Genomic DNA, 12,392 nt, shown 5'->3' on the forward strand with positions numbered 1-12,392 from the left:
ATATGTTGCATCAAATGATATCGGAATTTTTAGCTACAGGCTTAATGTGTGTGTTCGGGACAGGAGTTTTCTGTAATAACGTCTTAAAAGGATCAAAATATCGTGGTTCAGGTGATATTTTTGTTGTTACAACATGGGGATTTGGGATTACCGTTGCTTTATTCGTATTTGGTAATGTGTCATTAAATCCAGCAATGGTTTTGGCACAATGTATTTTAGGCAATGTACCTTGGATGCAATTCATTCCACTCTCAGTAGCTGAAGTTTTAGGTGGTATGTGTGGATCATTACTTGTTTACGTCATGTATAAAGATCAATTTAAAGCATCTGAAGGCGAAGTTAGCCCAACGGCTATTCGTAATATTTTCAGTACAGCACCAGAAATTAGAAATTTACCACGTAACTTTTTTGCTGAATTCGTGGCAACATTTATTTTTATTAGTTCAATTTTAGCAATTTCTGAAACGAAATCAGCAGGCGTTGTTCCAATTGGTGTTGGTATCTTAACATGGGCTGTTGGTATGGGACTTGGTGGTACTACTGGGTTCGCAATGAATATTGCTCGTGATTGGGGTCCAAGATTAGCACATGCTGTTATTCCATTCAAAAATAAAGCAACTAGTGACTGGAAATATGCACTTGTTGCACCCGGCTTAGGATCAATCTGTGGTGGTGTGGTTGCAGCGTTATTTATGCATTCATACTTTAATATTTAGTAAGGGATAAGTGAAAAATGAAAACTGATATGCAAATGAGTTTATACAAAGATTCATTCGAAAGATTATTGCATTTATATAATCATGCTATTTTTTCAACCTCTTTAACAGGGACTAAATTGGCCTTATTAGAAGAAAGCTACTCAGAATTTACGTTAATTCAAAATATTTATGTTTCATTATCAGATGATTTAAAAGAACGCTATGAATCAATTAATGAAATGGTTTGTCAATGTACAAACAAATTAAATGATGCCTTTATTAACAATATTGATAGTGTTAAATGGACATCTGATGACGTACTAAAAGAACAATACAAGCAATTAACTGAATTATCTGCACAAATAAAATAATGGAAGAAGAAATGATAATGACAACTATTGATGAAAAAGAACAAGCAATCGTAACTAACTTAAAAAAAATGAATAAGGTGATTGTTGCCTTTTCAGGTGGTATTGATAGTACTTTAGTTTTAAAAATGGCTTTGAAGACACTTGGTAAAGAAAATGTTTTGGCGGTTATTGCCAATTCAGAACTTTTCACAAATGAAGAATACGATAAAGCAATCGTACTTGCTGAAGCAATGGGCGCAATTGTTTATGGGACTGAATTGAACTATTTATCAGATGTTCATATTAGCAATAACACACCAGATAGTTGGTACTATTCTAAAAAAATGTTTTATGATGCCTTGAATAAGATTGCTTTAGAAAAAGGGTATGATGCTGTTTTAGATGGTATGATCATGGATGATAATAATGATTTTAGACCTGGTTTAAGAGCTAGAGATGAAGCTAACGCTAAGAGCATCTTGCAAGATGCTGATCTTTACAAGACAGACGTGCGTGAGTTAGCTCAAAAGTTGAACTTAAACAACTGGAACAAAGTTGCCTCATGTTCAGTATCATCACGTTTTCCATACAATACTAAATTAACGTTAGATAATATCAAATTAGTGATGGATTCTGAACATTATCTTCGCGGTTTAGGTTTCACAACTGTTCGAGTTCGTTTCCACGGGGATGTTGCTCGTGTTGAAGTACCTGCAGAACAATTAAATGGGTTACTTGCTTTGAATGAAGACGTAAATGCTAAATTAACTGATTTAGGATTTAAATATGTCACGATGGATCTTAAAGGATTCAAGAGTGGACGTATGAACCAAGTTCTTTCTGACAAACAATTGAAAATGTATGCTTAATAATTAAGTGAAAGGAGTGGTAGCTAATTAGCTGTCGCTCCTTTTTTTGCATAAATGTTGAATTGCTGTATAATTACTTTCTACAGTTGTTCATAAAACTTATTAAAAGAAAGTATGAGAATTAAATGTTAACAAACTTATATGGACCATTTTTTGACCTCAATAATTGGAAAACAGTAGTTGAATCTAGTAGTGATTGGATGATTATCCTGTCATTAGCCGTAATCGAATGTTTATTATCAGTAGATAATGCCATCGTATTGGCCGCACAAACACAAAAATTACCGCAAAAAAAAGACCAAGAAAAAGCCTTGTTTTATGGATTATGGGGCGCTTATATTTTTCGTTTTATCATTATAGGAATTGGAACATTTTTAATTGATTTTTGGGAAATCAAAGTGATTGGAGCTGGGTATCTAATCTATTTATCAGCCCATTACTTTTTCTCAAAAGTTAAGACACCAAAACCTAAATCAGAGAAAAAAGGGAATGGACGTAAAGGGCCCTTTTCCTTGTTCTGGTCGGTTGTTATTTCAATTGAAATGATGGATATTGTCTTTTCAATCGATTCAGTTTTAGCTTCATTAGCTATTTCAACGAATCCAGTTGTCGTTTTGATTGGTGGAATGTTTGGTATTTTAGCGATGCGTGGCATTGCAACATTGATTATGAAATTAATGAAGATTGTGCCAGAACTAGAATCAATGGCCTATTTATTAATCGCGTTGATTGCGGTGAAATTATTTGTTTCAATACCACAGATTGGTATTGAAATTTCATCTATTCTTTTTGCTGGAATTGTCTTTGGCGCAATTATAGTGACAACATTGATTCATATGTACAATATTCAGAATAAAAAATAATGAAATGAAGGTGACAACATGGTCACGAAAGTAACAGATAAAACGTTGGCAGAACATACGAATTCAGGATTAACAATTGTTGATTTATGGGCTCCTTGGTGTGGCCCTTGTTTAATGATGGAGCCTGTCATTGATGAATTAGAGCAAGAATTCAAAGCTGATATGCAATTCGTAAAATTGAACATTGATGAGAATAAAGAAACGGCATTAGAATACGATGTTATGAGTATTCCTAGTTTCTTACTTTTCAAAGATGGTAAAGCAATTGAAAAAGTAGTTGGGTATCATGATAAAAGTGAATTTTCAAAATATTTAAGTGAAAAAGTGGCACAAAATAAATAGCGACGCGTAAGGTAACTATCAGTAGATGTGATGGTTACCTTTTTTAGTCGAAATGGTGGGCGATTTCTAGGGTAAGTGGCATAATAGAGGAAACGATTAAAGAGGAGATTATTATGAAAAAAATTGGATTTGTTGGAACCGGCGTCATGGGTGCCGCGATTGTTAGTAATTTATTGAAAGCAGATTATTCTGTGACGGTGTTTAATCGAACAAAATCAAAAACAGATACTTTAGTTAGCCAAGGTGCTATTTGGGCTGATTCTCCTCAAGCAGTGGCAGAAAAAAGTGATATTGTCTTTTCAATGGTTGGTTTTCCGGCTGATGTTCAAGCTATTTATTTTGAAGAAAATGGTATTTTTGCTGGAGCTAAAAAGGGGACAATCGTTGTTGATATGACAACAAGTACACCTACGTTAGCTAAAAAAATTGGTGATTACGCGGAGAGTCATGAGTTATTTGCATTGGACGCTCCTGTTTCTGGTGGTGATATTGGGGCTAAAAATGCAAAATTAACAATTATGGTTGGTGGAACGAGTGACATTTATGAACAAGTTAAACCTATTTTTGAAAAAATGGGCACAACAATTGCTCTTTTCGGTGCCTATGGTTCAGGTCAGCATGCTAAAATGGCTAATCAAATTATGATTGCTGGAACAATGACCGGAATGACTGAATTGTTGGTTTACGCAAAAGCAGCCAATTTAAATTTAGAAAGTATTGTTAAAACGGTTGGCGGTGGTAGTGCTGCTAACTGGAGCCTTGCTAATTACGCACCACGTATTTTAAAAGAGGATTATACGCCAGGATTTTTCGCAAAACATTTCCTAAAAGATTTACGTATTGCGTTGGATGAGGCAGAAAAAATGAATGTTAATTTACCTGCAACAAAAGAAGCTAAAATTTTATATGAAAAATTAGTTGATGAAGACAACTTAGGTAACGATGGGACACAAGCGTTAGTAAAATTATGGTGGAAATAGAAAAGTTAAATGAAGACATTGAAAAATAAGTAAGTATTGAAAGTTGATTATATTTCTGGTTGTTAAAAAACACAGAAATATAATCAGCTTTTTTAGTTGAAATACCCCCTTGAAACGTACATATAACAGCACTGCAACGGTAAGTTGCGTGCTTGTCATCTATAATTAGCTGGCGTATCTATTTACATAGTTCTAAGTATCACTAATAATTAATTTAAGGAGGAAGTTAAAAAATGAAAAATATTTTTTTAGATCAATTAATAGCATTGAGAAGAGAAAAACAATTATCTCAGCAAGATTTAGCCCGAAAATTATACGTTTCTCGTCAATCAATTTCAAAGTGGGAGAATGGACAAGCTGAACCTGGAATTGATAAGTTAATTAGTTTATCAGAAATTTTAGGCGTTAGTTTAGATGCATTACTTTTAGGGAAAAATAATTCTAAAGAAGCTTTATTAAAAATAAGTGCCTTAAAAAAAGCCTTTGACAAACCTGTGTTAAATGGAATCGATTTAACAGTTTACGAAAAAGATAGAATTGCGCTTTTAGGGAGTAATGGTTCAGGGAAATCGACACTAGTAAAAATTATCTATGGCGAAGAAAAAGCTGATAGCGGGCACCTTGAAAGTTTAATTGATAATAAAAATGATTTAAATATTATGTCCCAGGAAAATGTCCTGTTAGGTGATTTAAAAGTCATTGAGCATGTTCAACTGGCTTCATTAATTGATCAAGTCTATTCTAAAGAATTCGTAAGTCAGATGCTTGAAAAATTTCAACTACAAGATGTTATGAATACTTTTGTTAGAAAATTATCTGGTGGTCAAAAGCGCCGTTTAGCGTTAATGCTTAGTTTGTTAAGGCCCTCTAAGTTATTAATTTTAGATGAACCAACAGTTGGGATGGATTTGCAATCGATTGATTTTTTTTGGCAACATTTAGATCATGTTAATGGAAGTGTCATCACGATTACACACGATTTTAACCAAATTGATAAATACTTTTCACGAGTTTTGTTACTTAAAAATGGAAAAATTGATCAGGATGTTTCTGTTACTAAAATTCATGGACACAATCAAACCATTGAACAATGGTACCGTCACTTTAACGATGAGAAAGGACGAGCATAATGGCTATATTCATTCAACTTAAACAAGTCATGCGTAATAAACGATTTTTATTTTTCACCATTGTGATTCCTTCTCTTTGGTATTTATTTATGATTAATTTGGCTAAAGATAATTCTACAATAATGCCAGAAGCAGAAAAACAAGGATTCTTTTTAATTGCTTGTTTATTTGGAATTATGGGGAACTCTATCGTAACCTTTAGCAAAAAAATTAACGGTAGTAAACGATATTACTTACTTAAAAGTAAAACATCACATTATTCTATCTGGAATTTTATGTTTGATCAATTGCTGATTCAACTCATTATTAACGTGATAATCAGTTTAATTATTAGTATTATTGGATCCATTTTAGGGGCTATTATAATTAACATTACCTTGTTTGAACTAATAGGTTTATTAAGTATCTTAGGAATTTATTTTAGTGCCATTGGATTTGCTCTTGGATTAACGATGGATTCTGTTGCTTTAGATGCGGGTGGGTTTCCGCTAATGGCCATTGTGGCACTATTAATAGTGCCATTTTACACGTTTAGTAGTGGGTGGTTTGTTCACTTAATTACTAATGTTCAGAGTGCTTTTCCTGGGTATTATTTATATCAAATTAATTCAAAATTAATTAAGCATACAGTGATAGACATTGATTTAATGAAATTTTTAATCTCATTTTTTGTGACACTTATGCCATTTATGGGTGTCATTTGGGTGAAATTAATTAAAAAGGCGCAGTGATTATAGTCAGTTAAACTGTATTTTAATGGTTAAATAATTTAACCACTAAATTTGTAATTAGTAATAAAAAGAGCATCAAAATAGTAATCAAACTAGTGCGTAAAGCGAGATTAGTTAATAAGGTCATTAGTAGCGTTTGTTGGTTAAATAGGGCAAACAGATAATAAATAATAATAGCTAAAAATGCCAGTAAACTAAATCCAAGACCAAATCCTTGTCTGTCAGCTGAGCTTAAGTCGAACCCACCAACTGTGATGGACGTTGTGATCAACAGCCACACGATGAAGTTTAATGCCCAATTTTGAAATAATGATGTGAATAAATTAAAAAATGATTGTGTATTGAATGTTTTGTTTAGTAGCATTGTGGATAATAGATTAAAAGATTGGGGTAAAAGTAAGGCAAAAAGGCCAATGATTACGGCTGAACAGCCAATAATAGGGGCAATTCCAGCCATTGCCGTACCAATTTTACCTCTTAAATTTTGGGGTGAATTATAGCTGACGAATCCAAGTGAGTTATCGCCCATCTCTGGATGAGGTCGTTTAATTAATTTAATTTGAGTGATATGGAATCGAAAAATAAAAGCCATTATGGCGTGACTAGCTTCATGGATGATAATGCCAATAGAACCCAAATATAATTGTTGGTTTAAGGATAACTGTTTTTTTGTATTACGATTCACAGCAGTTAGTAAAAAGGCGGCCACAAGAAGAGGCCCCACACTGAGGCCAATTAATTGTAGTAAAGTAGTGAGTATTGTCATATTTTGACTCCTTTGTGATTTATATTTTAGCACACCTTTAAAAAATAAAAACAAAAAAAGAGACTGCTGGGAAGGCAGTCTCTAGGGAGTAAGTTGTAGAGCTAATAAATTAGCTCTCTCTTTCATTACTTTGGAGGAGAAATGAAAAAGTATAAAGGTTAGTTATTTATGTTGTTTTGGGATAAGTTCACTATACAACACGAACCTTAAAATAACCTTAATATTAAGGAATTCTTTAAAAATAATCAAAATAAATCATAGAATACGCTTTCAAATAAGAAAAATAACCTTTATACTATTGGTATAGACCTTAATAATATTTAGGAGGAATAACGATGGGAAAATTAGGCGTTTCAATTTATCCAGAACGATCAAACTTTAAGGACGATGCAGCGTATTTAGATTTAGCTAGTAAATATGGGTATAAGAGAGTTTTTACGAGTTTACTACAAGTGACTGATGGTAAAGATAAGGTATTAGCTGAATTTAAAAAGACTGTTGATTACGCAAATCAACTGGGCATGGAAGTCATGGTTGATATTAATCCTGATTTGTTTGAACAATTAAATATTAGTTATCAAGATTTAAAATTCTTTGATGACATGGGGGCATACGGTGTTCGATTAGATTTAGGATTTACTGGGGCAGAAGAAGCCGCAATGACTCGCAATCCATATAATTTAAAAATTGAAATTAATATGAGTTCTGGGACTAATTATGTGGATAACATTATGAGTTATTCACCAAAAAGAGAAAATTTATTAGGATCACACAATTTTTATCCACATGAATACACAGGATTGGCGTATAACTTTTTTGTTGCTTGTAGTGAGAAGTTCCGAAAATATAATTTAAATACGGCAGCCTTTGTGAATGCTAACTCAGCAACTTTCGGTCCTTGGCCAACGGCAGATGGGTTATGCACATTGGAAGATCATCGTCATTTAGAGATTGCCACACAAGTTAAACACATGTTGATGACGGATTTAATTGACGATGTGATTATCGCTAACGCGTATGCTTCAGAAACTGAATTAAAAGCTGCTGCGGAAGCATTTAATGCCAATTATCCAACCCTTAAGATTGAAACAGTTGACGATGTAACTGATCTTGAAAAGAAAGTTTTACTCGATAGTATGCACAGTTACCGTGGTGATCGCTCAGATTATCTGTTACGTTCAACGATGACACGGGTTATTTATAAAGATAAAGCGTTCCCTGCACATAACACGAAACAAATTAAGCGTGGGGATGTTTTAATCGATAACGAGGGTTATGGACAATATAAAGGTGAAACACAAATTGCCTTAAAAGAAATGAAAAATGATGGTCGGGTGAATGTTGTTGGCCGCATTACGGATGATGAATTATTCTTACTCGATTTCTTAAAACCATGGAGTCAGTTTAAATTGAGTCAAGCTTAATAAGAGTTATGTAATTAAAGTCCTTGTGGAGCAAGGGCTTTTTATTTTGGGTTGATTTTCCCTAAAGGGAACTAAAAATCTTCCCAATGGTCCATTATCTTAAAGGCTAAGCCTTGTTAGAATAAACTCATGCAATTAAAGAGGAGGAAATATTATTTTGACAAAAGGGTTAGATAAATTAAGTGATTTTATATATCGACATGCGGTAATAACGATTGTACTTGTTTTAGCTATATTAGGGATTGTAGGTGGTGTGGCGGCAACTCAGGGGGCTAGTTTTTCAGGGAATAGTCTGGAAATAAACGGAACTGAAGCGCAAAAAGCATTAAATATTGTCACGACCGATTTTAGTGATACGGCACCAACTGGAGCAACAGAAAAAATAGTTTTAAAAGCAAAATCGGGGAAGTTAACCGATGCTAAACAAGACGTAGCAATCACACGCCTTGCTAAAAAAGTAAGTGAAGATAAAAATGTTAAAGTAATTGTAACACCAAAGCAACAACAAAATTTGGTCAAAAAGGCTAAATATGGTTATTTGACTGTTATTTATAAGCAAAAAAAAGAGTCTGTTAAACAAGCGTCTATTAATCGCTTAGTTAAAGCGACTAATGTCACTCGTTCAGCAGGTATTCAAACTGAACTTAGTGGTGATTTAACGATAAATGCAATGGATACAGGTGAAAAATCAGAGATGTACGGGCTAATTTGTGCTGTTATTGTACTTGCTATTACTTTTGCTTCTTTATTAGTTGCTGGGATGCCCATTATATCAGCAATATTAGGACTTGGACTTAGTATTTTGGGTACGGTAATTATGTCAAACTTCATTACAATTAGTTCAGCAGATTTATCATTAAGCGGTATGGTTGGGCTTGCTGTGGGAATTGATTATGGGTTGTTTATCATTTCTCGTTATCGTGAAGAATTAAAATCAGGTCATACCCGACAGTTAGCGCTACGGAGAGCATTAACAATTGCTGGAAAATCCGTTATTTTTGCGGGAGTTACTGTCATGGTTGCGTTACTGGCGATGAGTACGTTAGGTATTGAATTTTTAACAATTATGGGAATTTGTGGGGCGCTGTCAGTATTGACGGCAATGTTCACTGCGCTGACATTTATTCCAGCAACTTTAGTATTAATGGGTAAATATGGAACAGGTGAGAAGCGTAATCGATTATTCGGTGTATTAAGCAAATGGAATCGGGATAAAGGTTATGGAAATTTTGTTGCTAAGCACAGTATATTACTATCATTAATGGTAGTTATAGGATTAATTGGTGCAGCAATCCCTTTTAGTCAAATAAATTTAGGATTACCAAATGATTCAGTTAAAAGTAGCCATTTTACAGAGCGACGTGCCTATGATTTGATGACTGAAGGATATGGTAAAGGAAATTCTGCTACATTAGTGGTGTTAATTGAAACTAAAAATACAGACCAAGTAGCTAAGGCAACTGCAAAACTAAAGAGTGACAAAAATGTTGTTAGTGAAACACCAGCTGTAACAGGTAATGGTAAAAGTGGTCACTATTATATGATTGCGGTCACACCTAAAGATGATGGTAATAATGTTAAAACTAAAAATTTAGTTTATCAGATTCGATCTCAATCAGAGAAACAGGGCATGCCCAAAATGTTGGTGACAGGATCAACGGCTATTAATATCGATATGTCGGATATGTTGATGAAAGCCTTACCTAAGTTTGCTATTATTATTGTTGTATTTGCATTCTTATTATTGATGACAATTTTTCGTTCTTTACTTATTCCATTCGTTGCAGTTGGTGGGTTTATTTTATCACTATTAGCGACGTTAGGAGCACTAGTGTTTGTAACACAGCAGGGTCATGGTATGGGGTTGATTGGTTTGAGTGTTAAAATGCCAGTCCTTAATTTTGCGCCAGTTATTTTAATTGGAATTTTATTTGGTTTAGCCATGGATTATGAGGTCTTTTTGGTCAGTCGAATAAGAGAAGTATATGATCAAACGCATGATACTAAAACTGCCGTTATTGAAGCACTTCGGACTAATGGTAAAGCGGTATTTGCCGCAGCCTTAATCATGACTGCTGTATTCATGGGATTTGTGTTTGCTGGTGATTCAACAGTGAAGTCGATTGGGTTAGCACTCTCATTTGGGATTTTCTTTGATGCCTTTATTGTTAGAATGATTTTAGTACCATCAATGATTATTTTATTTGGAAAAGCAAATTGGTACTTTCCTAAATGGTTAGATAAAATCCTACCAAATATGAAACTAGAATAATTAATGATAAGATGGCTATATAGGTTTATACGTTGAGGTTATTTTTGTAATTGGAGGGACTATATTGGATGATGAATTACGGCTGCAGATGCAGCAACTTTTCTTTCGTAGAGGTCGTTGGCTAGTTGCCGGATTATTGACAATTGTTTATTTAATTGCACTTATCACAGAATATCCGAATCCTACGCTGGAAACTTATGATGCTGGCTATTTAATGTTTGGACATTTATTAATTTTATTAGGTGCAAAGCAAATCTTAAAAAAATCTAATCAATATGTACTGATGAGCATGCAAATTGTTGTTTCAGTTGGCATGGCGTTTTTGATGAATAATGTTAATGCATCACTTTGTTACTTAATTGGTGTCGTAATAGTATTTGTTATTGAAGATATATCGTTGTCATTACATCAACCTTATTATTTCTTTTCTAAATTAGTTTGGGGTTATGCAATTACTATTATATTAGCTGGTTTGTTAGTTGGTATAATCATAGGGCCATTGATTAATAGTTTTTACATTTTAGAAGCTATTTCTGCAATTATGTTTTTGTCCTACTATATTTACAAAGCGGTTTATGACAGCAAATACCAAGCTCTGCAATTGTCACAACTGAATGTTGAATTGAATGCTGCCTATAAACAAGTTAGTAAGTTTACTGTTGTGGAAGAACGTCAAAGAATGGCGCGTGATCTGCATGACACGTTAACTCAAGATTTAGTAGGTATTGGTATGGAGCTTGCAATAACGGAATCTTATATTGATAGCGAACAATATGAAAAAGCTAAAAATAGACTTAAGCAGATACAGAAATTAACGTCTAGTTCAATTAAAGAATCGCGCAGTATGATTGAAACGTATCGGGGTATCACTTCTGAAAATGCTAAGGTTAGTTTGAGGTCACACGTGATAGAACAAACTGCATTATTAGAGGTTAAGTATGGTTTGAAAACAATTGTTGATATTAATGATGATTTGATGTTGACAGGTGATTTATTGATAGATGTCATTCGGATGATTAACGAAGCACTCATGAATGTTATTAAGCATGCCAATATTTTAAATGCTCAAGTTGGTGCCATTCTTATTAGTGGGCAATTGATTATAGACATTGAAAATAATGGTGATTTATTTCCAAATGGTGGACGGACACGTAAAGACCATTATGGTTTGGTGGGAATGCGTGAGCGTGCACAAAGTCATGGCGGCGATATTAAAATTCTTAGTACGTCAGAAGAGGGTACGGTTGTACGAATTAAAGTTGAAATGGGGGATACAGAATGAACACGGTAATGGTTGTTGATGATCACCCAATTGTACGAAATGGTTTGGAAATGATGATTAATATGAATCCACAATTAACCGTTGTTGGTGTCGCCGTAGATGGGATTGATGCTCAGTCTAAATTGGCAGAATTAGATGAAATTCCTGATTTAATTCTAGTAGATCTACGATTACCAAAAATGACCGGATTTGATTTAATAAAACAGCTTGCAGGGCAAACGAGAATAGTTGTGCTATCAACTGAAATAGATAATGATGTTGTTAAGAATATGATGAACTATGGTATTCGAGGATATCTGTTAAAAAGTGAAGAACCGGCTAAAATAGTTGATGAAGTTGTGAGAGTGCTTAATGCGGATGATTATGTGGCTGTTAGTAATGAAGTTACTAAAAAGATGATGGCGTTAAACGAAAATCCAGAAAATGAAATTAAGTTGACCGAAAAACAAATTGATCTATTAAAAAACGTTGCTGATGGGATGACAAATAAAGACATTGCCGGAGAAATGTTTGTGACCGATCGGACTGTGAAGTTATATCTAACAGAAATTTATGAGACGTTAAATGTTACCAATCGGGCACAAGCAATTGCAGTTGCTGTAAAACTTAATTTATTATGATTGTATTACCATGTCGTTAATATAATTAAGAAACCAGTGTTAAAGTTTTCAAAAACTAAGAAACG

General features: G+C 33.8%; 13 protein-coding genes. 12 read left to right on the forward strand and 1 reads right to left on the reverse strand.

All coding sequences use genetic code 11. The features are described from left to right. Window positions 1-2 precede the first annotated feature (2 nt). The 8 genes from ACVPPR_RS01195 to ACVPPR_RS01230 all read left to right on the forward strand — a co-directional run bounded on the left by ACVPPR_RS01195 (window position 3) and on the right by ACVPPR_RS01230 (window position 5,963). Window positions 3-716, forward strand: coding sequence for an MIP/aquaporin family protein (locus ACVPPR_RS01195; RefSeq protein ID WP_462298136.1), 714 nt, complete (start codon window positions 3-5; stop codon window positions 714-716). 17 nt (window positions 717-733) lie between these two features. Beyond that, window positions 734-1,069: a hypothetical protein gene (locus ACVPPR_RS01200; RefSeq protein WP_462298138.1), complete on the forward strand. Its 336-nt coding sequence runs from the start codon at window positions 734-736 to the stop codon at window positions 1,067-1,069. A gap of 17 nt (window positions 1,070-1,086) precedes the next feature. Next, the gene (gene larE / locus ACVPPR_RS01205) at window positions 1,087-1,917 is read left to right on the forward strand and encodes an ATP-dependent sacrificial sulfur transferase LarE (RefSeq protein ID WP_462304409.1); all 831 of its coding nucleotides are present in this window, start codon (window positions 1,087-1,089) and stop codon (window positions 1,915-1,917) included. 125 nt (window positions 1,918-2,042) lie between these two features. Next, window positions 2,043-2,780, forward strand: coding sequence for a TerC family protein (locus ACVPPR_RS01210; protein ID WP_462298140.1), 738 nt, complete (start codon window positions 2,043-2,045; stop codon window positions 2,778-2,780). An 18-nt stretch (window positions 2,781-2,798) separates the two neighbouring features. Then, complete coding sequence (gene trxA, locus ACVPPR_RS01215; protein WP_462304410.1) at window positions 2,799-3,122, forward strand: thioredoxin; 324 nt, start codon at window positions 2,799-2,801, stop codon at window positions 3,120-3,122. Window positions 3,123-3,229: 107 nt separating this feature from the next. After that, window positions 3,230-4,102, forward strand: a complete 873-nt coding sequence (locus tag ACVPPR_RS01220) for an NAD(P)-dependent oxidoreductase (RefSeq protein WP_462298379.1) — start codon at window positions 3,230-3,232, stop codon at window positions 4,100-4,102. 233 nt (window positions 4,103-4,335) lie between these two features. After that, window positions 4,336-5,232: an ATP-binding cassette domain-containing protein gene (locus ACVPPR_RS01225; protein ID WP_462298143.1), complete on the forward strand. Its 897-nt coding sequence runs from the start codon at window positions 4,336-4,338 to the stop codon at window positions 5,230-5,232. Then, complete coding sequence (locus ACVPPR_RS01230) at window positions 5,232-5,963, forward strand: hypothetical protein (RefSeq protein WP_462304411.1); 732 nt, start codon at window positions 5,232-5,234, stop codon at window positions 5,961-5,963. The genes ACVPPR_RS01225 and ACVPPR_RS01230 overlap by 1 nt, the downstream gene beginning before the upstream one ends. Before the next feature lie 22 nt (window positions 5,964-5,985). Here ACVPPR_RS01230 and ACVPPR_RS01235 read toward each other — a convergent pair whose 3' ends face one another. Further along, window positions 5,986-6,729, reverse strand: a complete 744-nt coding sequence (locus ACVPPR_RS01235; protein WP_462304412.1) for a hypothetical protein — start codon at window positions 6,727-6,729, stop codon at window positions 5,986-5,988. Window positions 6,730-7,064: 335 nt separating this feature from the next. On the opposite strand from ACVPPR_RS01235, the gene ACVPPR_RS01240 reads away from it, so the two are divergent. The 4 genes from ACVPPR_RS01240 (at window position 7,065) to ACVPPR_RS01255 (ending at window position 12,327) form a co-directional block, all read left to right on the forward strand. Continuing rightward, a complete protein-coding gene (locus tag ACVPPR_RS01240; protein ID WP_462304413.1) occupies window positions 7,065-8,153 on the forward strand; it encodes a DUF871 domain-containing protein in 1,089 nt (362 codons plus the stop codon). 157 nt (window positions 8,154-8,310) lie between these two features. Next, window positions 8,311-10,425 carry an MMPL family transporter gene (locus ACVPPR_RS01245; RefSeq protein ID WP_462304414.1) on the forward strand — a complete coding sequence of 705 codons (2,115 nt, stop codon included), beginning with the start codon at window positions 8,311-8,313 and terminating at the stop codon, window positions 10,423-10,425. A gap of 64 nt (window positions 10,426-10,489) precedes the next feature. Next, the gene (locus tag ACVPPR_RS01250) at window positions 10,490-11,707 is read left to right on the forward strand and encodes a sensor histidine kinase (protein WP_462304415.1); all 1,218 of its coding nucleotides are present in this window, start codon (window positions 10,490-10,492) and stop codon (window positions 11,705-11,707) included. After that, a complete protein-coding gene (locus ACVPPR_RS01255; protein WP_462304416.1) occupies window positions 11,704-12,327 on the forward strand; it encodes a response regulator in 624 nt (207 codons plus the stop codon). Before ACVPPR_RS01250 ends, ACVPPR_RS01255 begins: the two co-directional genes overlap by 4 nt. Window positions 12,328-12,392 lie beyond the last annotated feature (65 nt).

The sequence above is a fragment of the Dellaglioa sp. L3N genome (genome assembly GCF_054941095.1).